We start from the raw sequence: 25407 nt of genomic DNA, 5'->3' as shown, positions 1-25407 counted from the left end.
GCAGCGATGTTCCGCCGTACCTTCTGGTTCAGCACCGGCGTCGCCGCCGGGGTGTGGGCCACCACCAAGGTCAACCGCAAGCTGAAGCAGCTGACCCCCGAGAACCTCGCCGTGACCGCGGCGAACAAGGCGATCGAGGCGGGCGGCCGGCTCAAGGACCGGGCAGTGGACTTCGCGTTCGACGTCCGCGACCACATGGCCCGGCGCGAGGCCGAACTGGGCGACGCCCTCGGCCTCGACGCCCCCGCCGACCGGGAACTCCCGGAGGCCCGCCGGTACGCCGCCATCGAGAACCGCAACAGCCCGAAGCACAACTCCCGGTACGTCGAGGGCTCGACGTACCTGACGCACCCGTACAACCGGAATGAGGACCACTGATGGAGTCGGCCGAGATCCGCCGCCGCTGGCTGAGCTTCTTCGAGGAGCGCGGGCACACCGTCGTCCCTTCGGCGTCGCTCATCGCGGACGACCCGACTCTGCTGCTCGTCCCGGCCGGCATGGTGCCCTTCAAGCCCTACTTCCTGGGCGAGGTCAAGCCGCCCTTCGACCGCGCCACCAGCGTCCAGAAGTGCGTGCGCACACCCGACATCGAAGAGGTCGGCAAGACCACCCGGCACGGCACCTTCTTCCAGATGTGCGGCAACTTCTCCTTCGGCGACTACTTCAAGGAAGGCGCCATCAAGCTCGCCTGGGAGCTGCTCACCAGCTCCCAGGAGCAGGGCGGCTACGGCCTGGACCCCGAGCGTCTGTGGATCACCGTCTACCAGGACGACGACGAGGCCGAGCGGATCTGGCGCGACGTCGTCGGTGTGCCCGAGGAGCGCATCCAGCGCCTGGGCAAGAAGGACAACTACTGGGACATGGGCGTCCCCGGCCCCTGCGGTCCCTGCTCCGAGATCAACTACGACCGCGGCCCCGAGTTCGGCGTCGAGGGCGGCCCCGCAGTCAACGACGAGCGGTACGTGGAGATCTGGAACCTCGTCTTCATGCAGTACGAGCGGGGCGAGGGGCCGGGCAAGGACTACCCGATCCTCGGCGACCTGCCGAGCCAGAACATCGACACGGGCCTCGGCCTGGAGCGGCTCGCCATGATTCTGCAGGACGTGCAGAACATGTACGAGATCGACACCTCCATGGCCGTCATCAAGAAGGCCACCGAGCTGACGGGCGTGTCCTACGGCGACGCCCGGGCCTCCGACGTCTCGTTGCGCGTGGTCACCGACCACATGCGCACCTCCGTGATGCTCATCGGCGACGGTGTCACCCCCGGCAACGAGGGCCGCGGCTACGTGCTGCGCCGCATCATGCGCCGCGCCATCCGCAACATGCGCCTCCTCGGCGCCACCGGCCCGGTCGTCAAGGACCTCATCGACGTCGTGATCGAGATGATGGGGCAGCAGTACCCCGAGCTGATCACCGACCGCGAGCGGATCGAGAAGGTCGCCGTCGCCGAGGAGAACGCCTTCCTCAAGACGCTGAAGGCCGGCACCAACATCCTCGACACCGCCGTCACCGAGACCAAGCAGTCCGGTGGCGCGGTCCTGGCCGGCGACAAGGCCTTCCTGCTCCACGACACCTGGGGCTTCCCGATCGACCTCACCCTGGAGATGGCCGCCGAGCAGGGGCTGTCCGTGGACGAGGACGGCTTCCGGCGGCTGATGAAGGAGCAGCGGGAGCGGGCCAAGGCCGACGCCCGGGCCAAGAAGACCGGCCACGCCGACCTCGGCGCCTACCGCGAGATCGCCGACCGGGCCGGTGCCACCGACTTCACCGGCTACACCGACACCGAGGGCGAGTCCACCGTCGTGGGCATCCTCGTCGACGGCGTCTCCTCACCGGCCGCCACCGAGGGGGACGAGGTGGAGATCGTCCTCGACCGCACCCCGTTCTACGCCGAGGGCGGCGGCCAGATCGGCGACACCGGCCGGATCAGGGCCGACTCCGGTGCCGTCATCGAGGTCCGAGACTGCCAGAAGCCGGTTCCGGGCGTGTACGTCCACAAGGGCGTCGTCCAGGTCGGCGAGGTGACCGTCGGAGCCAAGGCCCACGCCTCCATCGACGACCGCCGCCGCAAGGCCATCGCCCGCGCCCACTCCGCCACCCACCTCACCCACCAGGCCCTGCGCGACGCCCTCGGCCCGACGGCCGCCCAGGCCGGTTCCGAGAACCAGCCCGGCCGCTTCCGCTTCGACTTCGGCTCGCCGTCCGCCGTTCCGACGGCCGTGATGACCGACGTCGAACAGAAGATCAACGAGGTGCTCGCCCGCGACCTCGACGTGCGTGCCGACGTCATGGGGATCGACGAGGCCAAGAAGCAGGGCGCCATCGCCGAGTTCGGCGAGAAGTACGGCGAGCGCGTGCGCGTGGTGACCATCGGCGACTTCTCCAAGGAGCTGTGCGGCGGCACCCACGTGCACAACACCGCCCAGCTCGGCCTGGTCAAGCTGCTCGGCGAGTCCTCCATCGGCTCCGGTGTGCGCCGCATCGAGGCCCTGGTCGGCGTGGACGCCTACAACTTCCTCGCCCGCGAGCACACGGTCGTCGCCCAGCTCCAGGAGCTGATCAAGGGCCGCCCGGAGGAGCTCCCGGAGAAGGTCTCCGCCATGCTCGGCAAGCTCAAGGACGCCGAGAAGGAGATCGAGAAGTTCCGCGCGGAGAAGGTGCTCCAGGCCGCCGCGGGTCTCGCCGAGTCCGCCAAGGACGTCCACGGTGTCGCCCTGGTGACCGGGCAGGTGCCGGACGGTACCGGCGCCGACGACCTGCGCAAGCTGGTGCTGGACGTACGCGGCCGCATCCAGGGCGGCCGGGCCGCCGTCGTCGCCCTGTTCACGGTCAACAACGGCAAGCCCCTCACCGTGATCGCCACCAACGAGGCCGCCCGCGAGCGCGGCCTCAAGGCCGGTGACCTGGTCCGCACGGCCGCCAAGACCCTCGGTGGCGGTGGCGGCGGCAAGCCGGACGTCGCCCAGGGCGGCGGCCAGAACCCGGCCGCCGTCGGTGAAGCCGTCGACGCCGTCGAGCGGCTCGTGGCGGACACGGCCAAGTGAACGAGCCCGTGGCCGGCCCCACGCCGGGCGGGGACGGCCCCGCGATGCGCCGGGGGCGCCGGCTCGCGATCGACGTCGGGGACGCCCGTATCGGGGTCGCCTCGTGCGACCCCGACGGGATCCTCGCCACCCCGGTCGAGACCGTCCCCGGCCGGGACGTCCCGGCGGCTCACCGGCGCCTTCGGCAGCTCGTCGAGGAGTACGAGCCGATCGAGGTCGTCGTCGGCCTCCCTCGCTCCCTCAAGGGGAGCGAGGGCCCCGCCGCGGCCAAGGTCCGCGGTTTCACCCAGGAGCTGGCCCGCGGGATCGCGCCGGTGCCGGTGCGACTCGTCGACGAGCGCATGACCACGGTGACGGCGAGCCAGGGGCTGCGTGCCTCGGGCGTGAAGTCCAAGAAGGGACGCTCCGTCATCGACCAGGCCGCCGCGGTGATCATCCTCCAGCAGGCACTCGAATCCGAACGGGTGTCAGGCAAACCACCCGGTGAGGGCGTCGAAGTGGCGAGGTGATCGCGGTACGGTAACGTTCCGCGCGATGCGGTGGCGTTCGAACAGCCGCCGCACAGAGAGAGGCGGGACGGGTCCCGGCGCCCCCACAGCCGCGCGACCGCCGCCTCGCGGCTCTAGGGGATCGATGACTGAGTATGGCCGGGGCCAAGGCTCCGAACCGTGGCACCCGGACGACCCGCTGTACGGCGACGGCGGGTGGACCGGGCAGCAGGCCCAGCAGGCCCAGCCGGGTCAGCAGTCCCCCTACGAGGGCCAAGCACAGCATTACCCGCAACAGCAGTACGGCGACTGGGGCAGCGCCGAGCAGGGCGGATACGGCCAGCAGCAGTACCCGCAGCAGCACGACCAGCAGCAGTACGGTCAGCAGCAGTACGACCAGCAGTACGCCCCTCAGCAGATGCAGCAGCCCGGCCAGCAGCCGTACGACACCGGCGGCTGGCACACCGGCGGCCAGCCGCAGGACCCGTACGCGGCGGCCGATCCGACGGACCCGTACGGGCAGCAGGGCGGTGCGTACGGCGCCCAGCAGTCCGACTACTACGGCACACCGGATGCCTACCCGCCGCCGGAGCCCCCGGCCCACCGGAACGCCGAGCCCGAGCGGCGGCCGGAGCGGGAGGCGGACCCGGAGCCGGACACCGACTGGGACCCCGGGCCCGACCAGGGCGAACACGCCTTCTTCTCGGACGCCGACGACGGCGACGACGACGGCGATGACGACGATCAGGGCGCTCGCCGCGGCCGCGGCGAGCGCCGAGGCAAGAGCGGCAAGGCCGATAAGGGAGCCAAGGGCGCCAAGGACAAGAAGCGGCGCAACGGATCCGCCTGCCTCGTGGTGGTGCTGGTCCTCGGCGGCGGTCTGGCCGGTGTGAGCTATTTCGGCTGGCAGTTCTTCCAGGATCGTTTCGGCAGCGCCCCGGACTTCGCGGGCGACGGGAACGGCGAGCAGGTCACCGTCACGATCCCCAAGGGGGCCCTGGGCAACCAGATCGGGAAGGTGCTCAAGGACGCCGGTGTGGTGAAAAGCGTCGACGCCTTCATCGCGGCCCAGGCCGGTAACCCGCAGGGCGGGAGCCTCCAGGACGGCGTCTACACGCTCGAGAAGGAGATGTCGGCCGACGCCGCCCTCGAGCTCATGCTCAGCCCGAAGAGCCGCGACAACCTGATCATCGCCGAGGGCCTGCGCAACGACACCGTCTACGAGCGCATCGACAAACGCCTCAAGCTCGACGACGGGACCACTGCGAAGGTCGCCGAGAAGGACTGGAAGAAGCTCGGCCTGCCCGACTGGGCGGTGAACGGCGGGGACGTCAAGGACCCGCTGGAGGGCTTCCTCTACCCCTCCAGCTACGCGGTGGGCAAGGACGCGAAGCCCGCGGACGTGCTGAAGGAGATGGTGGGCCGGGCCACTGAAAAGTACGAGGAACTGCAGTTCCCGGAGAAGGCCGAGAGCCTCGGTCTCGAAGGGCCGTGGGAACTGGTCACGGTCGCCAGTCTGGTGCAGGCCGAGGGAAAGACCCACGACGACTTCCGCAAGATGTCCGAGGTCATCTACAACCGCCTCAAGCCCACCAACACCGAGACCAACCAACTGCTGCAGTTCGACTCGACGTACAACTACCTGCAGAAGCAGAGCAATATCCACATCAGCGAGTCCGCGATCAACAGCAACAAGGACCCGTACAACACCTACACGCGCAAGGGACTGCCGCCCGGCCCCATCGGCAACCCCGGTGACGACGCGCTGACCGCGGCCCTGAAGCCGACCAAGGACGGCTGGATCTACTTCGTGGCCACCGACGGAATAAGCAAGACCGAGTTCGCGAGGACGCACGACGATTTCCTGAAGCTGAAGGACAAGTTCGATGCCAGCTCGGGCAACTGACCGTCGCCGCGCCGCCGTTCTCGGCTCGCCGATCGCACACTCCCTCTCCCCGGTGCTGCACCGTGCCGCGTACGCGGAGCTGGGGCTGAGGGAGTGGACGTACGACCGGTTCGAGGTCGACGAGCGGGCCCTGCCGGGCTTCTTCGGGACGCTCGGACGCGAGTGGGCCGGGCTGTCGCTGACCATGCCGCTGAAGCGGGCCGTGATCCCGCTGCTGGACGAAATCAGCCAGACCGCGGCCTCGGTCGACGCGGTCAACACCGTCGTGTTCGCCGAGGACGGCCGCCGGACCGGCGACAACACCGACATCCCCGGCATGGTCGCGGCCCTGCGCGAGCACGGCATCGAGAAGGTGGACACCGCGGCCGTCCTCGGCGCCGGAGCCACCGCCTCGTCCGCGCTGGCCGCGCTCGCGCGGATCTGCACGGGCGAGGTCGCCGTCTACGTCCGCAGCGCGGCCCGCGCCGCCGAGATGCGGCAGTGGGCCGAGCGGCTCGGCGTCGCGGTGCGCATCGCCGACTGGGACGATGCCGAGCAGGCCCTGCACGCCCCGCTGGTCGTCACCACCACCCCGGCGGGCGTCACCGACACCCTCGCCCGAGCCGTACCGGAACGCCCCGTGGCCCTGTTCGACGTGCTCTACGACCCCTGGCCGACCGTCCTCGCGGCCCGCTGGTCGGCCTACGGCGGCGCCGTGATCGGCGGGCTCGACCTGCTGGTGCACCAGGCGGTGCTCCAGGTGGAGCAGATGACGGGGCGTTCCCCGGCCCCACTGGCCGTCATGCGAGAAGCAGGCGAGCGCGCTCTCGCGGCCCGATAGGGTCCCGTCCCGGTTCCGCAGGGGGTGAAACAGGGAAGGGGCATGCCTCTCCTGGCCGCGGGCGGCCGGACACGGGCAGGGAAGCGGGGCCGACTTCCTCGGGGGCCTACGCTCCGCCGCAGCCCGTCCGTCTGATGGACCGGCGGCCGGACGCACCGCCCGGACGTGGGAGGATCGGAAACGGCGGGCCGGGGCCGCGCACCCCGTCGCGCCGTAGCCGTACGCGAGGACGCGCGTGCGCAGAGCAGTACCAGGGCGCGAGTACCGAGGAGCACCGTTGAGCAGGTTGCGCTGGCTGACCGCGGGGGAGTCCCACGGCCCCGCACTCGTCGCGACGCTGGAGGGTCTTCCCGCCGGCGTACCGATCACCACGGACATGGTGGCGGATCATCTCGCGAGGCGGCGGCTGGGCTACGGTCGCGGTGCCCGGATGAAGTTCGAGCGGGACGAGGTCACCTTCCTCGGCGGCGTCCGGCACGGCCTCACCCTCGGTTCCCCGGTCGCGGTCATGGTGGGCAACACCGAGTGGCCGAAGTGGGAGCAGGTCATGGCGGCCGACCCGGTCGACCCCGAGGTGCTGGCCGGCCTCGCCCGCAACGCCCCGCTGACCCGCCCGCGCCCCGGCCACGCCGACCTCGCCGGTATGCAGAAGTACGGCTTCGACGAGGCCCGTCCGATCCTGGAGCGGGCCTCCGCGCGCGAGACCGCGGCCCGCGTGGCACTGGGCGCGGTGGCCCGGTCGTACCTGAAGGAGACGGCCGGCATCGAGATCGTCTCCCACGTGGTGGAGCTGGCCGCCGCCAAGGCGCCCTACGGGGTGTACCCGACCCCGGCCGACGTGGAGAAGCTGGACGCGGACCCGGTGCGCTGCCTGGACGCGGACGCGTCGGAGGCGATGGTCGCCGAGATCGACCAGGCCCACAAGGACGGCGACACCCTCGGTGGTGTGGTCGAGGTGCTGGCGTACGGCGTCCCCGTCGGGCTGGGCTCGCACGTGCACTGGGACCGGCGCCTCGACGCCCGGCTGGCCGCCGCCCTCATGGGCATCCAGGCGATCAAGGGCGTCGAGGTCGGCGACGGCTTCGACCTGGCCCGGGTGCCCGGCTCCAAGGCGCACGACGAGATCGTCCCCACCGACGAGGGCATCCGACGCACCTCGGGCCGCTCCGGCGGCACCGAGGGCGGCCTGACCACCGGTGAGCTGCTGCGGGTGCGGGCCGCGATGAAGCCCATCGCGACCGTGCCGCGGGCGCTGAGGACCGTGGACGTCGCCACCGGCGAGGAGGCCGCCGCCCACCACCAGCGCTCCGACGTGTGCGCCGTGCCGGCGGCCGGCATCGTCGCCGAGGCCATGGTGGCACTGGTCCTCGCGGACGCGGTCGCGGAGAAGTTCGGCGGCGACAGCGTCACCGAGACCCGCCGCAACGTGACGTCCTACCTCGAGAACCTGGCCGTCCGGTGACCCCGCTGATCGTGCTGGTCGGCCCGATGGGCGTGGGCAAGTCCACCGTCGGGCGGCTGCTGGCCGAGCGGCTGGGCGTCGGCTACCGGGACACCGACGACGACATCGTCGCCGCGCAGGGCCGCAGCATCGCCGAGATCTTCGTGGACGAGGGCGAGTCCGCCTTCCGCGCGATCGAGAAGCAGGCGGTGCGCACCGCGCTCGCCGAGCACGAGGGCGTCCTGGCCCTGGGGGGCGGCGCCATCCTCGACGCCGACACGCGTGCGCTGCTCGCCGGGGAGCGGGTCGTCTATCTGTCGATGGACGTCGAGGAGGCGGTCAAGCGCACCGGGCTCAACGCCGCCCGCCCCCTGCTCGCGGTCAATCCGCGCAAGCAGTGGCGCGAGCTGATGGAGGCCCGGCGCCATCTGTACGAGGAGGCCGCGACGGCCGTCGTGGCCACGGACGGCCGCACGCCGGAAGAAGTCACCCGCTCCGCCCTGGACGCACTGGAGATGAAGCAAGCATGAGCAGCGAGGCAGTGACGCGGATCCCCATCGGCGGCACCGCGGGCACCGACCCGTACGAGGTCCTGGTGGGTCGTCAGCTCCTGGGTGAGCTCGGCGGGTTGATCGGGGACAAGGCCAAGCGGGTCGCGATCGTGCACCCCGAGGCGCTCGCCGAGACCGGCGACGTGCTCCGCGCCGACCTCGCCGCGCAGGGCTACGAGGCCATCGCCATCCAGGTGCCCAACGCGGAGGAGGCCAAGACGGCCGAGGTCGCCGCGTACTGCTGGAAGGCGCTCGGCCAGTCCGGATTCACCCGCACCGACGTCATCGTCGGCGTGGGCGGCGGCGCCAGCACCGACCTGGCCGGTTTCGTGGCCGCGACCTGGCTGCGCGGGGTGCGCTGGATCGCGGTCCCGACCACGGTGCTGGCCATGGTGGACGCGGCCGTCGGGGGCAAGACCGGCATCAACACCGCCGAGGGCAAGAACCTGGTGGGTGCCTTCCACCCGCCCGCCGGTGTGCTGTGCGACCTTGCCGCCCTGGACTCCCTCCAGGTCAACGACTACGTCTCCGGGCTGGCGGAGGTCATCAAGGCCGGTTTCATCGCCGACCCGGTGATCCTGGACCTCATCGAGGCCGACCCTCAGGCCGCCCGCACCCCGTCGGGCCCGCACACCGCCGAGCTCATCGAGCGCTCGATCCGGGTCAAGGCCGAGGTCGTCTCCTCCGATCTGAAGGAGGCGGGCCGCCGGGAGATCCTCAACTACGGGCACACCCTCGGCCACGCCATCGAGAAGAACGAGCGCTACAAGTGGCGCCACGGCGCGGCGGTGTCGGTGGGGATGCACTTCGCCGCCGAGCTCGGCCGGCTCGCCGGCCGTCTGGACGACGCCACCGCCGACCGGCACCGCGCCGTCCTCGAGTCGGTCGGGTTGCCCCTGCACTACCGCTACGACCAGTGGCCCAAGCTGCTGGAGACCATGAAGGTCGACAAGAAGTCCCGCGGCGACCTGCTGCGCTTCATCGTCCTCGACGGTCTCGCCCGGCCCACCGTGCTGGAGGGCCCGGACCCGGCGGTGCTGCTCGCCGCTTACGGAGAAGTGGGGGAGTAGCCCCCGGAGCAGACCCGGAGCAGACCCGGAGCAGACCCCCTGCCCCGATCGCCGGGCCGTTCGGTCCGGCGATCGGGGCACTCGGGGACGCCCCCGGCCGTTCATCCGACAACGGCAGTGAGCCGTACCGTTCGAACAGCCGGCCCGACGCTCTAGGGTGGGGGAGAGCGGGGACCCACCCTGCCTTCAGTGCTTGTCGCCTGTGGCGAGTGAACCGAGCCCAGCAGACCGAGACGGAGTGGCACCGGATGCAGCACGCAGTGGGTTCTCCGCTGCCGCCGCCCCACCGACCGGGGCACGGACCGGCCGACGGCTGGTCACCGGCCGCACACCACCCGGGAGCGCACCAGGGGCCCGCCCCGGTGCCCCCGCCCCCTCCAGCCCCTCCTGCTCCGGGGTACCCTGCGCCCCCGCCCGGGCCGGTACCCCGCCCCGCGGGCGTTCCGCAGGCCGGGCATCCCTCGATTCCGCCGGAGGCCACCGGTCATATGCCGCTGCCGCCCGGCGGCCCCGTGGCCGTGCCCAGCGCCCCGCAGGCTCCAGCGGCCGCCGACCCGGCCGGTACGACCCTCGCGGTGCTGCTCATAGGCCCGGCGGGAGCGGGGAAGACCAGTGTCGCCAAGTACTGGGCGGACCACCGCCGGGTGCCGACCGCGCACATCAGCCTGGACGACGTACGGGAGTGGGTGCGGTCGGGCTTCGCCGACCCGCAGACCGGATGGAACGACCACTCGGAGGCGCAGTACCGGCTGGCCCGCCGCACCTGTGGCTTCGCCGCGCGCAACTTCCTCGCCAACGGCATCTCCTGCATCCTCGACGACGCCGTCTTCCCCGACCGCCCCGTCGTCGGCCTCGGTGGCTGGAAACGGCATGTGGGGCCGGGCCTGCTGCCCGTCGTCCTGCTGCCGGGCCTGGACATCGTCCTGGAACGCAACGCGGAGCGGTCCGGCAACCGCCGCCTCGGCGACGAGGAGGTAGCCCGCATTCACGGCCGCATGGCCGGCTGGTACGGCTCGGGCCTCCCGATCATCGACAACTCCCAGCTCGGCATACCGGAAACGGCCGCGGTCCTGGACGACGTCCTGGCCCGGTCCATCGCCAGCCCTCCGGCCTGGTGAATCACGCCCCACGGGGCCGCCGCCCCGGGCCGGTCCGCCCACTCGGACCTCTCGACCGGCGGTATCCGGCCATCGCTCATAGGCTCGGGTCATGTCTGAGGTGTACGCGGTCCGCCGGACGCGGCTGAGGGAGTGCTGCAACGCGGGCGGCAGCGCGGCGACGCTGGTGTCCCGCCCCGCCAATGTGCGCTATCTCGCGGGCGCCGTCCCCGAGGACACCGTGCTGCTGCTGGGCCCGGCCGAGGACCTGCTGGTGTGCGCCGCGCCCCTCGAGGACCGCTCCCCGCAGACTCGGCCCGACGAGGCGCTGCGTGTTCACGTCGTGCCGGCGGCCGGCGGCGATCCGGCCGCCCTGGCCGCCGGTCTCGCCGACGGGCAGGGCGCCGACTCCCTGGCCGTCGAGGAGCACCACCTCACCGTGACCCGGCACCGTGCCCTCGGCTCGGCCGCTCCCCGGCTGCGGCTGGCCGACGTCGGAACAGCGGTCGAGCAGCTCCGGGTGGTCAAGGACGAGGAGGAGATCTCCTGCCTGCGCATCGGCGCGGAGATCGCCGACCAGGCCCTGGGCGAGCTGCTGGAGTCGATCCTCGTCGGCCGCACCGAGCGGCATCTCGCGCTGGAGCTGGAGCGCCGGCTGGTCGACCACGGCGCCGACGGGCCCGCCTTCGCCACCTCCGTCGCCACCGGCCCGAACTCCGGTCGGCCCGGTCACCGGCCCACGGACCGGCGGGTGGAGGAGGGCGACTTCCTCTCCGTCTGTCTCGGCGCCGCCTACCGCGGATACCGCTGCGCGATCGGCCGTACGTTCGTCATCGGCACCGCCCCCGCGGACTGGCAGATCGAGCTGTACGACCTCGTCTTCACCGCTCAGCGGGCCGGACGGGAGTCCCTCGTTCCCGGCGCCGCCTGCCGTGACGTGGACCGCGCGGCCCGTCAGGTGCTGGACGGGGCCGGGTACGCCGAGGCCCTTCCGGCCGTCACCGGACACGGAGTCGGACTCGAAATCGACGAGGACCCGCAAATGACCCCGGCGGCCATGGGTAAACTGGACGCTTGTGTGCCGGTCACCGTCGAACCAGGGGTTCACCTCCCGGGCCGGGGCGGTGTCCGGATCGATGACACGCTCGTCGTACGCCCCGAGGCGGACGGCGGACCCGAGCTACTCACCATCACGACCAAGGAACTGCTGGCGCTCTAGCCTCGCGCCGAGTGCCGGCCCCGGGTCGTCTCACGTCAGTCCAGGAGATTCCGCAACGTGGCTTCCACGAACGACCTCAAGAACGGCATGGTGCTCAAGCTCGAAGGCGGCCAGCTCTGGTCCGTAGTCGAGTTCCAGCACGTCAAGCCCGGCAAGGGCCCGGCCTTTGTGCGCACCAAGCTCAAGAACGTGCTCTCCGGCAAGACCGTGGACAAGACCTTCAACGCCGGCGTGAAGGTCGAAACGGCCACCGTCGACAAGCGGGACATGCAGTTCTCCTACATGGACGGCGACTACTTCGTCTTCATGGACATGGAGACCTACGACCAGATGCACATCGACCGCAAGGTCGTCGGCGACGCCGCCCACTTCCTCGTCGAGGGCTTCGAGGCCACCGTCGCCCAGCACGAGGGCGAGGTGCTCTTCGTCGAGCTGCCGGCCGCCGTCGAGCTGACCGTCGCCGAGACCGAGCCGGGCGTCCAGGGCGACCGCTCCACCGGCGGCAACAAGCCGGCCACGCTGGAGACCGGTCACCAGATCCAGGTGCCCCTCTTCATCACCACCGGTGAGAAGATCAAGGTCGACACGCGCACCAGCGACTACCTCGGCCGGGTGACCAGCTAACCGTGGCTGCCCGCAACACGGCCCGCAAGCGCGCCTTCCAGATCCTCTTCGAGGGTGACCAGCGCGGCGCCGACGTTCTGACAGTCCTCGCGGACTGGGTCCGGCATTCCCGCTCCGACACCCGGCAGCCGCCGGTGAGCGAGTACACGATGCAGCTGGTCGAGGGCTACGCGGAGCACGCGAAGCGCATCGACGAGCTGATCGCCCAGTACTCGGTCGGCTGGACGCTGGACCGGATGCCGGTCGTCGACCGCAACCTCCTGCGTCTCGGCGCGTACGAGCTGATCTGGGTCGACGAGACCCCGGACGCCGTCGTCCTGGACGAGATGGTGCAGCTGGCGAAGGAGTTCTCCACGGACGAGTCGCCCTCGTTCATCAACGGCCTCCTCGGCCGGGCTCAAGGAACTCAAGCCCTCACTGCGCCGCGACGAGAGCTGAGCGGGCACCGCCACCGGGACAGGAACCGGTACAGGCGCCCGGCAGGCACCCGCGCCGACACAGACACGCCGGAGGGGCCCGCAGCACGACCGCTGCGGGCCCTCCGGCGCACTCGGTGCGCCCGGCCCCCCCGGTGACGGGGCGGGCCGGACGAAGACCGCCGGGGTGGCCCGAACGTGTGAGGTTCGGGCCACCCCGGCGGTACGTTTCTGCTCAACCCGCAGAGCGCTCCGTGATCAGCTCTCGTCGTGCGAGGCGACCGCACGGCGCGCGTCCGCGTCCAGGACACCCCAGCTGATCAGCTGCTCGGTGAGAACCGAGGGGGACTGGTCGTAGATCACGGAGAGGGTGCGCAGGTCGTCCTGACGGATCGAGAGCACCTTGCCGTTGTAGTCGCCGCGCTGGGACTGGATCGTCGCCGCGTACCGCTGCAGCGGGCCCGCCTTCTCCGGCGGCACCGTGGCCAGCCGCTCCAGGTCGAGGACCAGCTTGGGCGGCGGCTCGGCGGCTCCGCCCGGAGTGGTGCCGGGAAGGAGTTCCTGCACCGGAACGCCGTAGAAGTCCGCCAGTTCGGCAAGACGCTGCACGGTCACGGCGCGGTCGCCGCGCTCGTACGAACCGACCACGACCGCCTTCCAGCGGCCCTGGGACTTCTCCTCGACACCGTGGAGGGAAAGGCCCTGCTGGGTGCGGATCGCTCGGAGCTTGGCCCCGAGCTGTTTGGCGTATTCGCTGGACATATAGCTCCCCGGCACTGTGTCGACGCGGCTGGCATGTTTCCAGGCCGCGCGGCTGGTAACTCACTGTGAGGTTACGCAGAGTTACTCTCGCCCGTCAAGCCGAATGGTCCACACCGACTCTTCCGTGCTACGTCGGATCGGTTGCGCCAGGGGGGTGAGGGGCGGCGGGCGAAGGGGTGAACAGGGGTGTCGCTGCCGACCTGATAACGTGGGCGCCGCAATTCCGACGTCCTTTAAGGTCCGTCCCGTGAGGCGGAGAAGGAGGTCCGTTCACATGGACACGCACACCGATGCGCGGCCCGTTCTCGAAGGCCCCGACATCGCGCGGGTACTGACCCGCATCGCCCACGAGATCGTCGAGCGCGCCAAGGGTGCCGACGACGTGGTTCTCCTCGGCATCCCGACCAGGGGCGTCTTCCTCGCCCAGCGGCTCGCCGCCAAGCTCGAGCAGGTCACCGAACGCAAAGTCCCGGTCGGCTCGCTCGACATCACCATGTACCGCGACGACCTGCGCATGCAGCCGCCGCGTGCGCTGGCCCGCACCGAGATCCCCGGTGACGGCATCGACGGCCGGCTGGTCGTCCTCGTCGACGACGTGCTCTTCTCCGGGCGCACCATCCGCGCCGCCCTCGACGCGCTGAACGACATCGGGCGTCCCCGCGCGGTGCAGCTCGCCGTTCTCGTCGACCGCGGTCACCGCGAACTGCCCATCCGTGCCGACTACGTCGGCAAGAACCTCCCCACGTCGTTGCGGGAGACGGTCAAGGTCCTGCTCGCCGAGGAGGACGGTCGCGACACCGTGCTGCTCGGCGCCAAGCGGACCTCCCCGTAGCGATCCGGGCGCACGTCGTCGGCATGCGCCGGCCCGGGGCGCCTCCGCGCCACCAAATGCCCGGATTCTCCCGTTCTTCCGATTGAACCGTCTTACGGAGCCTGACAGATGCACCGTCATCTCATCTCGGCCGCCGACCTCACCCGCGACGACGCCGTCCTGATCCTCGACACCGCCGAGGAGATGGCCCGGGTCGCCGACCGGCCGATCAAAAAACTGCCGACCCTGCGCGGCCGGACCGTCGTCAACCTCTTCTTCGAGGACTCCACCCGGACCAGGATCTCCTTCGAGGCCGCCGAGAAGCGGCTGTCCGCGGACGTCATCAACTTCACCGCCAAGGGGTCCAGCGTCTCCAAGGGGGAGTCCCTCAAGGACACCGCGCAGACCCTGGAAGCCATGGGAGTCGACGCCGTCGTCATCCGGCACGGCGCCTCGGGGGCCCCGTACCGGCTGGCCACCTCCGGCTGGATCGACGCGCACGTCATCAACGCCGGCGACGGCACCCACCAGCACCCCACCCAGGCCCTGCTCGACGCCTTCACCATGCGGCGCCGGCTCGTCGGCCCGGACGCCGGGATCGGCCAGGACCTCGCCGGCCGACGCATCACGATCGTCGGCGACGTCCTGCACAGCCGGGTCGCCCGCTCCAACGTCGACCTGCTGCACACCCTCGGGGCCGAGGTCACCCTCGTCGCCCCGCCGACCCTGCTGCCGGTCGGCATCGAGTCCTGGCCCTGCGAGGTCTCCTACGACCTCGACCGCACCCTGCCCAAATCCGACGCCGTGATGATGCTGCGCGTGCAGCGCGAGCGCATGAAGGCCGCGTTCTTCCCGACCGAGCGCGAGTACTCACGGCGCTACGGCCTCGACGGCGAGCGCATGCGGCGGATGCCCGAGCACGCGATCGTGATGCACCCCGGCCCCATGGTCCGCGGGATGGAGATCACCGCCGAGGTGGCCGACTCCGGCCGCTGCACCGTCGTCGAGCAGGTCGCCAACGGGGTCTCCATCCGGATGGCCGTCCTGTACCTGCTGCTCGGGGGCAACGAACCCGCCCTCACCCGCACCACGGAGGAGAAGTAACACCATGAGCAAGACCCTGATCCGCGGTGCGAAGGTGCTCGGCGGAGACCCGCAGGACGTGCTGATCGACGGCGGGACCGTCGCGGCCGTCGGCACCGGACTGAGCGCCGAGGCCGTCGAGGGCGCCGAGGTCGTCGAGGCCGCCGGCAAGGTGCTGCTGCCCGGCCTGGTCGACCTGCACACCCATCTGCGCGAGCCGGGCCGCGAGGACTCCGAGACCGTGCTGACCGGCACCCGCGCGGCGGCGAGCGGCGGCTACACCGCCGTGTTCGCCATGGCCAACACCTTCCCGGTCGCCGACACCGCCGGTGTCGTCGAGCAGGTCTGGCGGCTCGGCAAGGAGCACGGTTACTGCGACGTACGGCCCATCGGCGCCGTCACCGTCGGCCTGGAGGGCAGCACGCTCGCCGAACTGGGCGCCATGCACGAGTCCGCGGCCGGCGTCACCGTCTTCTCCGACGACGGCAAGTGCGTCCACGACGCCGTGATCATGCGGCGCGCCCTGGAGTACGTGAAGGCCTTCGACGGCGTCGTCGCCCAGCACGCGCAGGAACCCCGGCTGACCGAGGGCGCCCAGATGAACGAGGGCGTCGTCTCCGCAGAGCTGGGCCTGGGCGGCTGGCCGGCCGTCGCCGAGGAGGCGATCATCGCCCGGGACGTCCTGCTCGCCGAGCACGTCGGTTCCCGTGTCCACATCTGCCACCTGTCGACGGCGGGCAGCGTCGAGATCGTGCGCTGGGCCAAGGCCCGCGGCATCCGCGTCACCGCCGAGGTCACCCCGCACCACCTGCTCCTCACCGACGAACTGGTGCGCACCTACAACCCGGTCTACAAGGTCAACCCGCCGCTGCGCACCGAGCGGGACGTCCTGGCGCTGCGCGAGGCGCTCGCCGACGGCACGATCGACATCGTCGCCACCGACCACGCCCCGCACCCGCACGAGGACAAGGACTGCGAGTGGGCGGCCGCGGCCATGGGCATGGTCGGCCTGGAGACCGCGCTGTCGGTGGTCCAGGAGACGATGGTCGACACGGGCCTGCTGGACTGGGCCGGCGTGGCCGACCGGATGTCCTTCGCACCCGCGCGCATCGGACGGGCCGAGGGACACGGCCGTCCCGTCTCGGTGGGTGAGCCCGCCAACCTCACCCTCGTCGACACGGCATACCGTGGTTCCGTGGACCCCGCGGGCTTCGCCTCGCGCAGCCGCAACACCCCGTACGAGGGCCGCGAGCTGCCGGGCCGTGTCACGCACACCTGGCTCCGGGGCACGGCCACGCTCGTCGACGGGAAGCTCACGTGACACCTGTAATCCTGCTGGCCGCCGAGAAACGATCGGCGGAAGTGACCGACTGGGCGGCCAGGATCGGCTGGGTCGTCGGACTCGCCCTCTTCGTCGCGCTCGTCTACTGGCTGATGCGCGAGGGCTGGAAGTGGCGCGGCACCCTCCAGAGCGACCTCCCCGGGCTGCCCACGACCCCGGACGACCCCGGCCCGGCGAAACTGAGCGCGAGCGGCCGCTACCACGGCTCCACCACCGCCGGTCAGTGGCTCGACCGCATCGTGGCGCACGGCCTGGGCACCCGCAGCCGGGTGGAGCTCACCCTCACCGACGCGGGCCTGGACGTCGTACGCCCCGGAGCCGGCGACTTCTTCGTCCCGGCCGACGCGCTGCGCGGGGCCCGGCTCGACAAGGGCATCGCCGGCAAAGTGCTCACCGAGGGCGGTCTGCTCGTCGTCACCTGGGCACACGGTGAGCGGCTGATCGACTCCGGCTTCCGCTTCGACCACGCGGCCGACCACAACGAGTGGGTCCCGGCCGTCAACTCCATGAGCAAGACGAACGTCACAACGGAAGGCGCCGAACGATGACAACCTCCACCCGGGAAACCACCTCTCGCAAGAAGGTGATTCCCGCCGTACTCGTCCTGGAGGACGGCCGGGTCTTCCGCGGCCGTGCCTACGGGGCGGTGGGGGAGACCTTCGGCGAAGCGGTGTTCTCCACCGGGATGACCGGCTACCAGGAGACCCTCACCGACCCGTCCTACCACCGCCAGGTCGTCGTGATGACCACGCCGCACGTCGGCAACACCGGCGTCAACGACGACGACCCCGAGTCCCAGCGGATCTGGGTCGCCGGCTACGTCGTGCGCGACCCCGCGCGCGTGCCGTCCAACTGGCGCTCCCGCCGCGCCCTGGACGAGGAGCTCGCCGCCCAGGGCATCGTCGGCATCAGCGGCATCGACACCCGCGCGCTGACCCGGCACCTGCGCGAACGGGGCGCCATGCGCGTCGGCATCTTCAGCGGCGACGCCGTACGGGACGACGCCGCGCTGCTGGCCGACGTGCGGGAAGCCCCCGAGATGAAGGGCGCCGACCTCGCCGCCGAGGTCGCCACCACCGAGCCGTACGTCGTCCCCGCCGTCGGCCCCGACGGCGCACCCCTCCCGGTCGGCACCGCGAAGTTCACCGTCGCCGCGATCGACCTCGGCATCAAGGGCATGACCGCCCAGCGCATGACACAGCGCGGCATCGAGGTGCACGTCCTGCCCGCGAACGCCACCCTCGACGACGTCTACGCCGTCAACCCCGACGGGGTGTTCTTCTCCAACGGCCCCGGCGACCCCGCCACCGCCGACCATCCCGTCTCCGTGATGAGGGGCGTCCTGGAGCGCGGCACCCCGCTCTTCGGGATCTGCTTCGGCAACCAGATCCTCGGCCGCGCCCTCGGCTTCGGCACCTACAAGCTGAAGTACGGCCACCGCGGCATCAACCAGCCGGTGCAGGACCGTAGGACCGGCAAGGTCGAGGTCACCTCGCACAACCACGGCTTCGCCGTCGACGCCCCGCTCGACAAGGTCTCCGAGACACCGTTCGGCCGGGTGGAGGTGTCCCACGTCTGCCTCAACGACAACGTGGTGGAGGGGCTCCGCCTGCTCGACAGGCCGGCCTTCAGCGTCCAGTACCACCCGGAAGCGGCAGCGGGCCCGCACGACGCCGCCTACCTGTTCGACCGCTTCGTATCCCTGATGGAGGGCCAGCGTGCCTAAGCGCACCGATATCCAGTCCGTCCTGGTCATCGGCTCCGGCCCGATCGTCATCGGCCAGGCCGCCGAGTTCGACTACTCCGGCACCCAGGCGTGCCGGGTGCTGAAGGCCGAGGGCCTGCGCGTCATCCTGGTCAACTCCAACCCGGCGACGATCATGACCGACCCGGAGATTGCCGACGCCACCTACGTCGAACCGATCACCCCGGAGTTCGTCGAGAAGATCATCGCCAAGGAGCGGCCGGACACCCTGCTGCCCACCCTGGGCGGCCAGACGGCCCTGAACACCGCGATCTCCCTGCACGAGAACGGCGTCCTGGAGAAGTACGGCGTCGAGCTGATCGGCGCCAACGTGGAGGCCATCCACAAGGGCGAGGACCGCGACCTGTTCAAGGAGGTCGTGGAGGAGGTCCGCAAGAAGATCGGACACGGCGAGTCCGCCCGGTCCTACATCTGCCACTCCATGGACGACGTCCTCAAGGGCGTCGAGGAGCTCGGCGGCTACCCCGTCGTCGTCCGCCCGTCCTTCACCATGGGCGGCGCCGGCTCCGGCTTCGCCCACGACGAGGACGAACTGCGCCGCATCGCCGGACAGGGCCTCACCCTGTCGCCGACCACCGAGGTGCTCCTGGAGGAGTCCATCCTCGGCTGGAAGGAGTACGAGCTGGAGCTGATGCGCGACAAGCACGACAACGTCGTGGTCGTCTGCTCCATCGAGAACTTCGACCCCATGGGCGTGCACACCGGCGACTCGATCACCGTCGCGCCCGCGATGACGCTGACCGACCGCGAGTACCAGACCCTGCGGGACATCGGCATCGCCGTCATCCGCGAGGTCGGCGTCGACACCGGGGGCTGCAACATCCAGTTCGCGGTGAACCCCGAGGACGGGCGCGTCATCGTCATCGAGATGAACCCGCGTGTGTCGCGTTCCTCGGCCCTGGCCTCCAAGGCGACCGGATTCCCGATCGCCAAGATCGCCGCGAAGCTCGCCGTGGGCTACACCCTCGACGAGATCCCCAACGACATCACGAAGGAGACCCCGGCCTCCTTCGAGCCGGCCCTCGACTACGTCGTCGTCAAGGCCCCGCGGTTCGCCTTCGAGAAGTTCCCGAGCGCCGACTCCACCCTCACCACCACCATGAAGTCGGTCGGCGAGGCCATGGCGATCGGCCGCAACTTCACCGAGGCCCTGCAGAAGGCGCTGCGCTCGCTGGAGAAGAAGGGCAGCCGGTTCACCCTCGTGGGCGACCCCGGGGACAAGGCGCTCCGCCTCGACGAGGCGATCCGCCCGACCGACGGCCGTATCAACGCGGTCATGCAGGCCATCCGCGCGGGAGCCACCCCCCAGGAGGTCTTCGACGCCACCAAGATCGACCCCTGGTTCGTCGACCAGCTCTTCCTCCTCAAGGAGATCGCCGACGAGCTCGCCGAGGCACCCGAGCTGACCCGGGACCTGCTCGCCGAGGCCAAGCGGCACGGCTTCTCCGACGAGCAGATCAGCGAGATCCGCGGCCTGCGCGCGGACGTCGTCCGCGAGGTCCGGCACGCCCTGGGCATCCGCCCGGTCTACAAGACGGTCGACACCTGCGCCGCCGAGTTCGCCGCGGACACGCCGTACTTCTACTCCTCCTACGACGAGGAGACCGAGGTCGCCCCGCGCGAGAAGCCCGCGGTGATCATCCTGGGCTCCGGCCCGAACCGCATCGGCCAGGGCATCGAGTTCGACTACTCCTGCGTCCACGCCTCCTTCGCGCTGAGCGACGCCGGGTACGAGACCGTGATGGTCAACTGCAACCCGGAGACCGTCTCCACCGACTACGACACCTCCGACCGGCTCTACTTCGAGCCGCTCACCCTGGAGGACGTCCTGGAGATCGTCCACGCGGAGCAGCAGGCCGGACCGGTCGCGGGCGTGATCGTCCAGCTCGGCGGCCAGACCCCGCTGGGCCTGGCCCAGGCGCTGAAGGACAACGGCGTGCCGATCGTCGGCACACCCCCCGAGGCCATCCACGCCGCCGAGGACCGAGGGGCCTTCGGCCGCGTCCTGGCGGAGGCCGGCCTGCCGGCCCCCAAGCACGGCACCGCCACCACCTTCGCCGAGGCCAAGGCCATCGCCGACGAGATCGGCTACCCGGTCCTCGTGCGCCCGTCCTACGTGCTCGGCGGGCGCGGCATGGAGATCGTCTACGACGAGAACCGGCTGGAGTCGTACATCGCCGAGTCGACCGAGATCAGCCCCTCCCGGCCGGTGCTGGTCGACCGGTTCCTCGACGACGCGGTCGAGATCGACGTCGACGCGCTGTACGACGGCGAGGAGCTCTACCTCGGCGGCGTCATGGAGCACATCGAGGAGGCCGGCATCCACTCCGGCGACTCGGCGTGCGCCCTGCCCCCGATCACGCTCGGCGGCTTCGACATCAAGCGGCTGCGCGCCTCCACCGAGGGCATCGCACGCGGGGTCGGGGTGCGCGGCCTGATCAACATCCAGTTCGCGCTGTCCGGGGACATCCTCTACGTCCTGGAGGCCAACCCGCGTGCCTCCCGCACCGTCCCCTTCACCTCGAAGGCGACCGCGGTGCCGCTGGCCAAGGCGGCCGCCCGGATCTCCCTCGGCGCGACCGTCGCCGAACTCCGCGCGGAGGGCCTGCTCCCCGCCCAGGGGGACGGCGGCACGCTGCCCCTGGACGCGCCGATCTCCGTCAAGGAGGCCGTCCTGCCGTGGTCACGCTTCCGTGACATCCACGGCCGCGGCGTCGACACGGTCCTCGGCCCGGAGATGCGCTCCACCGGCGAGGTCATGGGCATCGACTCCGTCTTCGGCACGGCCTACGCCAAGTCGCAGGCCGGCGCCTACGGGCCGCTGCCCACCCGGGGCCGCGCCTTCATCTCGGTCGCCAACCGGGACAAGCGCCTGATGATCTCCCCCGCGCGTGAGCTGGTCGCCCACGGCTTCGAACTGCTCGCCACCTCCGGCACCGCCGAGGTCCTCAAGCGCAACGGCATCAACGCCACCGTGGTGCGCAAGCAGTCCGAGGGCACCGGCCCGAACGGCGAGAAGACCATCGTCCAGCTGATCCACGACGGCGAGGTCGACCTCATCGTCAACACGCCGTACGGCACCGGCGGCCGTCTCGACGGCTACGACATCCGCACGGCCGCGGTGGCGCGGTCCGTGCCGTGCCTGACGACGGTCCAGGCGCTCGCCGCGGCGGTCCAGGGCATCGACGCCCTCAACCGCGGCGAGGTGGGCGTCCGCTCGCTCCAGGAACACGCGCACCATCTGACAGCGGCCCGCGACTAGGGCTGAGCCGCCGGAGGGGGACACCGTCGACGGTGTCCCCCTCTTCATGAGGACCACCTGGGACAGGACACCCGATGTACACGTACTTCTTCCGCCTGCTCTTCCAGCGCATGGACCCCGAGCGGGCCCACCGGCTGGCCTTCCGCTGGATCCGCCGCGTCGCGGGCATCCCCGTGCTGCGGACCTTCGTCGCCGCCGTGCTCGCCCCCCGCATCAAGGAACTGCGCACCGAGGCGTTCGGGCTGCGTCTGCACAGCCCCTTCGGGCTCGCCGCCGGCTTCGACAAGAACGCCGTCGGTGTCGACGGGATGGCGATGCTCGGCTTCGACCATGTCGAGATCGGCACGGTGACCGGGGAACCGCAGCCCGGAAACCCCGGGAAGCGGCTCTTCCGGCTGGTGCCGGACCGGGCACTGATCAACCGTATGGGATTCAACAACGAGGGCTCACTGGCCGTCGCCGCCCGCCTGGCCTCCCGCACCCCCGTCTTCCGGACCGTGGTGGGCGTCAACATCGGCAAGACCAAGGTGGTGCCGGAGGACGAGGCCGTCGCGGACTACGTGAAGTCCGCCGAGCGGCTGGCGCCGTACGCCGACTACCTGGTGGTCAACGTCTCCTCCCCGAACACGCCGGGGCTGCGCGACCTCCAGGCCGCGGACCGGCTGCGCCCGCTGCTGAGCGCCGTCCGCGAGGCCGCCGACCGCAGCGCCCCCGGCCGCCGGGTGCCGCTGCTGGTCAAGATCGCCCCCGACCTCGCCGACGAGGACATCGACACGGTCGCCGACCTCGCCGTGGAACTCGGCCTGGACGGGATCATCGCCACCAACACCACCATCGCGCGCACGGAGCTCTCCCTGGCCTCCGAGCCCGCCCTGGTCGCGGAGACCGGGGGCCTGTCCGGCGCTCCGCTGAAGGCACGCTCCCTGGAGGTGCTGCGCCGTCTGTACGCGCGCGTGGGGGACCGGATCACCCTGATCGGAGTCGGCGGCATCGAGAACGCCGAGGACGCCTGGCAGCGCATTCTGGCCGGCGCCACGCTGGTCCAGGGCTACAGCGCCCTCATCTACGAGGGCCCCTTCTGGAGCCGTGCCGTCCACAAGGGACTCGCCGCGCGGCTGCGCACCAGTCCGTACAGCACGCTCGCCGACGCGGTGGGCGCCGACGTGAGGAAGACGACATGAGCGGACTCGACCCCTTCGGCGCGCGTCTGCGCCGTGCCATGGACGCGCGCGGTCCGCTGTGCGTCGGCATCGACCCGCACGCCTCCCTGCTCGCCGAGTGGGGCCTGAACGACGACGTGGCCGGTCTGGAGCGGTTCAGCCGCACGGTCGTCGAGGCGGTCGCGGACCGGGTCGCCGTGCTCAAGCCGCAGAGCGCGTTCTTCGAGCGCTTCGGCTCACGCGGCGTCGCGGTACTGGAAAGGTCGGTCGCCGAGGCGCGGGAGGCCGGCGCGCTGGTCGTCATGGACGCCAAGCGCGGCGACATCGGCTCGACCATGGCGGCCTACGCCGAGTCCTTCCTGCACCGGGACTCCCCGCTGTTCTCGGACGCGCTGACCGTCTCCCCCTATCTCGGCTACGGCTCGCTGAGCCCGGCGGTGGAGACGGCCCGGGAGAACGGCGCGGGACTGTTCGTCCTGGCGCTGACCTCCAACCCGGAGGGCGGCGAGGTGCAGCACGCGGTGCGCCCCGACGGGCGCAGCGTCGCGGCGACCGTGCTCGCCCACCTGGCCGCCGAGAACGCGGGGGAGGCGCCCCTGGGTTCCTTCGGCGCGGTGATCGGCGCGACGCTCGGCGACCTGTCGTCGTACGACCTGGAGATCAACGGTCCGCTTCTCGCGCCCGGCATCGGTGCCCAGGGGGCCACGGCGGCGGATCTCCCGGCGGTCTTCGGGAAGGCGGTGCGCAATGTCGTGCCGAACGTGAGCCGGGGCGTGTTGCGCCACGGTGCCGATGTGGTCGCGCTGCGTGACGCCACGGAGCGGTTCGCGGAGGAGATCAGGGCGGCCGTGACACCGGCTTGAGCCTCCGACGAGGGACGCAGGAGCCAGCCGAGGCCTGGATAGGATGAAGAATCCGGGGCGTTTTGCCCCAAATGTTTGCCCTGATCGAGGCTGACCTGGACTTTTCCTCTGTTCTCGCTGACTCTGGCGGAGTTGGACGCTAGTCTCCGACGGAGAGTGAACGGGTAAGAGTATGTTGCCCGTGACTCCCAGGTGTGGGGCGACCAGGTTCCTCACCGGTCCGTATCCGACAGTTCGACATCCGAGGTGACGTAGGCGTGGCTCTTCCGCCCCTTACCCCTGAACAGCGCGCAGCCGCGCTCGAAAAGGCCGCCGCGGCTCGCCGGGAGCGGGCCGAGGTCAAGAATCGACTCAAGCACTCCGGTGCCTCCCTCCACGAGGTCATCAAGCAGGGCCAGGAGAACGACGTCATCGGCAAGATGAAGGTCTCCGCGCTGCTCGAGTCCCTGCCGGGCGTGGGCAAAGTCCGCGCCAAGCAGATCATGGAGCGACTGGGCATTTCCGAGAGCCGCCGGGTGCGTGGCCTCGGCTCCAACCAGATCGCCTCCCTGGAGCGCGAGTTCGGCAGCACCGGCTCCTGAGTACCGGGCGGTCCGGGACCGGCGTCCCGGGCACCCCGGGATTGCTGGAATAATCGCCGCATGGCTGCAACACCCCGGGGGACGACCCCCGTACCCCCGGACGCTCGTCCGCGGCTGACCGTGCTCTCCGGCCCCTCGGGGGTCGGCAAGAGCACGGTCGTCGCCCATATGCGCAAGGCCCACCCCGAGGTCTGGCTCTCGGTGTCGGCGACGACCCGCAAGCCGCGCCCTGGGGAACAGCACGGGGTCCACTACTTCTTCGTCACCGACGACGAGATGGACAAGCTGATCGCCAACGGTGAGCTGCTGGAGTGGGCCGAGTTCGCGGGCAACCGCTACGGCACCCCCCGCGCGGCGGTGCTGGAGCACCTGGAGTCGGGCCTGCCCGTCCTCCTGGAGATCGACCTCCAGGGCGCCCGGCAGGTCCGTACGTCCATGCCCGAGGCCCAGCTGGTGTTCCTGGCCCCGCCCTCCTGGGAGGAGCTGGTGCGCCGGCTCACGGGCAGGGGCACCGAGTCGCCCGAGGTGGTCGAGCGTCGGCTGGAGGCCGCGAAGATCGAACTGGCCGCCGAGCCGGAGTTCGACACGGCCCTGGTCAACACCTCCGTCGAGGACGTGGCCCGCGAGCTGCTAGCCTTGATGAACGTCGTGTGATCGTCAGCGTTTCCTCAGCGGCCGTCCCACGATCACGCAGACCTCATCTGCACCCATCTTTCCCATCCATCGGAAGGTAGAGCGTGTCCTCTTCCATCTCCACGCCCGAGGGCATCATCAACCCGCCGATCGACGAGCTTCTCGAGGCCACGGACTCGAAGTACAGCCTCGTGATCTACGCGGCCAAGCGGGCTCGCCAGATCAACGCGTACTACTCGCAGCTCGGTGAAGGGCTCCTCGAGTACGTCGGTCCCCTCGTCGACACCCACGTCCACGAGAAGCCGCTCTCGATCGCCCTGCGTGAGATCAACGCGGGACTGCTGACCTCCGAGGCCGTCGAAGGCCCCGCTCAGTAAGTCGTACCGTCGCGCAGTCATTCGGTACTGCGGTCGCAACGTCGTATCAGCGGCTCTCAACCGACTTTTCCACAGGCCCGGCAGCACGG

23 protein-coding genes and 1 pseudogene are annotated in these 25407 nt (G+C 70.8%); 23 read left to right on the top strand and 1 reads right to left on the bottom strand.

Features of this window, described 5'->3' with window-relative positions:
• The first annotated feature begins 6 nt into the window (after positions 1-6).
• From ACVW19_RS05195 to nusB, 12 genes and pseudogenes are all read left to right on the top strand, one after another.
• Positions 7-378 (top strand): hypothetical protein, encoded by a 372-nt coding sequence (locus ACVW19_RS05195; protein WP_457457041.1) that lies wholly within the window; start codon positions 7-9, stop codon positions 376-378.
• A complete protein-coding gene (alaS, locus tag ACVW19_RS05190) occupies positions 378-3047 on the top strand; it encodes an alanine--tRNA ligase (RefSeq protein ID WP_457457039.1) in 2670 nt (889 codons plus the stop codon). Before ACVW19_RS05195 ends, alaS begins: the two co-directional genes overlap by 1 nt.
• A gap of 44 nt (positions 3048-3091) precedes the next feature.
• Positions 3092-3556, top strand: coding sequence for a Holliday junction resolvase RuvX (ruvX, locus tag ACVW19_RS05185; RefSeq protein ID WP_457464450.1), 465 nt, complete (start codon positions 3092-3094; stop codon positions 3554-3556).
• A 124-nt stretch (positions 3557-3680) separates the two neighbouring features.
• Positions 3681-5441 carry an endolytic transglycosylase MltG gene (gene mltG, locus ACVW19_RS05180; RefSeq protein WP_457457037.1) on the top strand — a complete coding sequence of 587 codons (1761 nt, stop codon included), beginning with the start codon at positions 3681-3683 and terminating at the stop codon, positions 5439-5441.
• Positions 5422-6261 carry a shikimate dehydrogenase gene (locus tag ACVW19_RS05175; protein WP_457457035.1) on the top strand — a complete coding sequence of 280 codons (840 nt, stop codon included), beginning with the start codon at positions 5422-5424 and terminating at the stop codon, positions 6259-6261. Before mltG ends, ACVW19_RS05175 begins: the two co-directional genes overlap by 20 nt.
• 277 nt (positions 6262-6538) lie before the next feature.
• The gene (aroC, locus tag ACVW19_RS05170) at positions 6539-7723 is read left to right on the top strand and encodes a chorismate synthase (RefSeq protein WP_457457033.1); all 1185 of its coding nucleotides are present in this window, start codon (positions 6539-6541) and stop codon (positions 7721-7723) included.
• Between the two features lie 26 nt (positions 7724-7749).
• The gene (locus ACVW19_RS05165) at positions 7750-8232 is read left to right on the top strand and encodes a shikimate kinase (protein ID WP_457464448.1); all 483 of its coding nucleotides are present in this window, start codon (positions 7750-7752) and stop codon (positions 8230-8232) included.
• Complete coding sequence (gene aroB / locus ACVW19_RS05160) at positions 8229-9323, top strand: 3-dehydroquinate synthase (RefSeq protein ID WP_457457031.1); 1095 nt, start codon at positions 8229-8231, stop codon at positions 9321-9323. Before ACVW19_RS05165 ends, aroB begins: the two co-directional genes overlap by 4 nt.
• Positions 9324-9571: 248 nt before the next feature.
• Positions 9572-10441 (top strand): Pro-rich N-terminal domain-containing protein, encoded by an 870-nt coding sequence (locus ACVW19_RS05155; protein WP_457457029.1) that lies wholly within the window; start codon positions 9572-9574, stop codon positions 10439-10441.
• Between the two features lie 91 nt (positions 10442-10532).
• Entirely contained in the window at positions 10533-11639 is a 1107-nt protein-coding gene (locus ACVW19_RS05150; protein WP_457457028.1) for an aminopeptidase P family protein, read from the top strand.
• A gap of 57 nt (positions 11640-11696) precedes the next feature.
• Entirely contained in the window at positions 11697-12263 is a 567-nt protein-coding gene (efp, locus tag ACVW19_RS05145; RefSeq protein WP_457457026.1) for an elongation factor P, read from the top strand.
• A gap of 2 nt (positions 12264-12265) precedes the next feature.
• Positions 12266-12701: pseudogene (nusB, locus tag ACVW19_RS05140) on the top strand (transcription antitermination factor NusB).
• A 236-nt stretch (positions 12702-12937) separates the two neighbouring features.
• Here nusB and bldD read toward each other — a convergent pair.
• Entirely contained in the window at positions 12938-13441 is a 504-nt protein-coding gene (gene bldD, locus ACVW19_RS05135) for a transcriptional regulator BldD (protein WP_202276780.1), read from the bottom strand.
• A gap of 274 nt (positions 13442-13715) precedes the next feature.
• Between bldD and pyrR the strand changes: the two genes are divergently transcribed.
• From pyrR to rpoZ, 11 genes are all read left to right on the top strand, one after another.
• Positions 13716-14273, top strand: a complete 558-nt coding sequence (pyrR, locus tag ACVW19_RS05130; protein WP_457457023.1) for a bifunctional pyr operon transcriptional regulator/uracil phosphoribosyltransferase PyrR — start codon at positions 13716-13718, stop codon at positions 14271-14273.
• Positions 14274-14381: 108 nt separating this feature from the next.
• Positions 14382-15356 carry an aspartate carbamoyltransferase catalytic subunit gene (locus ACVW19_RS05125; RefSeq protein WP_457457021.1) on the top strand — a complete coding sequence of 325 codons (975 nt, stop codon included), beginning with the start codon at positions 14382-14384 and terminating at the stop codon, positions 15354-15356.
• Between the two features lie 4 nt (positions 15357-15360).
• Positions 15361-16656, top strand: a complete 1296-nt coding sequence (locus tag ACVW19_RS05120; RefSeq protein WP_457457020.1) for a dihydroorotase — start codon at positions 15361-15363, stop codon at positions 16654-16656.
• A complete protein-coding gene (locus tag ACVW19_RS05115; RefSeq protein WP_457457018.1) occupies positions 16653-17225 on the top strand; it encodes a PH-like domain-containing protein in 573 nt (190 codons plus the stop codon). Before ACVW19_RS05120 ends, ACVW19_RS05115 begins: the two co-directional genes overlap by 4 nt.
• Positions 17222-18403, top strand: coding sequence for a glutamine-hydrolyzing carbamoyl-phosphate synthase small subunit (gene carA, locus ACVW19_RS05110; RefSeq protein ID WP_457457016.1), 1182 nt, complete (start codon positions 17222-17224; stop codon positions 18401-18403). Before ACVW19_RS05115 ends, carA begins: the two co-directional genes overlap by 4 nt.
• Complete coding sequence (gene carB, locus ACVW19_RS05105) at positions 18396-21704, top strand: carbamoyl-phosphate synthase large subunit (RefSeq protein ID WP_457457014.1); 3309 nt, start codon at positions 18396-18398, stop codon at positions 21702-21704. The genes carA and carB overlap by 8 nt, the downstream gene beginning before the upstream one ends.
• Positions 21705-21778: 74 nt before the next feature.
• Complete coding sequence (locus tag ACVW19_RS05100) at positions 21779-22885, top strand: quinone-dependent dihydroorotate dehydrogenase (protein WP_457457012.1); 1107 nt, start codon at positions 21779-21781, stop codon at positions 22883-22885.
• Positions 22882-23727 carry an orotidine-5'-phosphate decarboxylase gene (pyrF, locus tag ACVW19_RS05095; RefSeq protein ID WP_457457010.1) on the top strand — a complete coding sequence of 282 codons (846 nt, stop codon included), beginning with the start codon at positions 22882-22884 and terminating at the stop codon, positions 23725-23727. The genes ACVW19_RS05100 and pyrF overlap by 4 nt, the downstream gene beginning before the upstream one ends.
• Before the next feature lie 257 nt (positions 23728-23984).
• Positions 23985-24308 carry an integration host factor gene (locus tag ACVW19_RS05090; protein ID WP_003977346.1) on the top strand — a complete coding sequence of 108 codons (324 nt, stop codon included), beginning with the start codon at positions 23985-23987 and terminating at the stop codon, positions 24306-24308.
• Between the two features lie 60 nt (positions 24309-24368).
• Positions 24369-24962, top strand: a complete 594-nt coding sequence (gene gmk / locus ACVW19_RS05085; protein ID WP_457457008.1) for a guanylate kinase — start codon at positions 24369-24371, stop codon at positions 24960-24962.
• Positions 24963-25045: 83 nt separating this feature from the next.
• Complete coding sequence (gene rpoZ, locus ACVW19_RS05080) at positions 25046-25318, top strand: DNA-directed RNA polymerase subunit omega (protein ID WP_006382157.1); 273 nt, start codon at positions 25046-25048, stop codon at positions 25316-25318.
• Positions 25319-25407: the final 89 nt, after the last annotated feature.

The sequence above is a fragment of the Streptomyces sp. TE5632 genome, assembly GCF_054061295.1.
Note: the sequence above shows the minus strand (reverse complement) of the source record. Positions and strands in the feature narration are given on the sequence as shown.

Bases quoted from the DNA above. Each gene is read 5' to 3' on its own strand.
- ACVW19_RS05155 (WP_457457029.1), top strand. From the start codon at position 9,572: ATGCAGCACGCAGTGGGTTCTCCGCTGCCGCCGCCCCACCGACCGGGG.
- ruvX (WP_457464450.1), top strand. From the start codon at position 3,092: ATGCGCCGGGGGCGCCGGCTCGCGATCGACGTCGGGGACGCCCGTATC.
- ACVW19_RS05175 (WP_457457035.1), top strand. From the start codon at position 5,422: ATGCCAGCTCGGGCAACTGACCGTCGCCGCGCCGCCGTTCTCGGCTCG.
- pyrF (WP_457457010.1), top strand. From the start codon at position 22,882: ATGAGCGGACTCGACCCCTTCGGCGCGCGTCTGCGCCGTGCCATGGAC.
- ACVW19_RS05125 (WP_457457021.1), top strand. From the start codon at position 14,382: ATGCACCGTCATCTCATCTCGGCCGCCGACCTCACCCGCGACGACGCC.
- ACVW19_RS05120 (WP_457457020.1), top strand. From the start codon at position 15,361: ATGAGCAAGACCCTGATCCGCGGTGCGAAGGTGCTCGGCGGAGACCCG.
- carA (WP_457457016.1), top strand. From the start codon at position 17,222: ATGACAACCTCCACCCGGGAAACCACCTCTCGCAAGAAGGTGATTCCC.
- ACVW19_RS05195 (WP_457457041.1), top strand. From the start codon at position 7: ATGTTCCGCCGTACCTTCTGGTTCAGCACCGGCGTCGCCGCCGGGGTG.
- pyrR (WP_457457023.1), top strand. From the start codon at position 13,716: ATGGACACGCACACCGATGCGCGGCCCGTTCTCGAAGGCCCCGACATC.
- gmk (WP_457457008.1), top strand. From the start codon at position 24,369: ATGGCTGCAACACCCCGGGGGACGACCCCCGTACCCCCGGACGCTCGT.
- bldD (WP_202276780.1), bottom strand. From the start codon at position 13,441: ATGTCCAGCGAATACGCCAAACAGCTCGGGGCCAAGCTCCGAGCGATC.
- alaS (WP_457457039.1), top strand. From the start codon at position 378: ATGGAGTCGGCCGAGATCCGCCGCCGCTGGCTGAGCTTCTTCGAGGAG.
- ACVW19_RS05165 (WP_457464448.1), top strand. From the start codon at position 7,750: ATGGGCGTGGGCAAGTCCACCGTCGGGCGGCTGCTGGCCGAGCGGCTG.
- aroB (WP_457457031.1), top strand. From the start codon at position 8,229: ATGAGCAGCGAGGCAGTGACGCGGATCCCCATCGGCGGCACCGCGGGC.
- ACVW19_RS05100 (WP_457457012.1), top strand. From the start codon at position 21,779: ATGTACACGTACTTCTTCCGCCTGCTCTTCCAGCGCATGGACCCCGAG.
- ACVW19_RS05150 (WP_457457028.1), top strand. From the start codon at position 10,533: ATGTCTGAGGTGTACGCGGTCCGCCGGACGCGGCTGAGGGAGTGCTGC.
- mltG (WP_457457037.1), top strand. From the start codon at position 3,681: ATGACTGAGTATGGCCGGGGCCAAGGCTCCGAACCGTGGCACCCGGAC.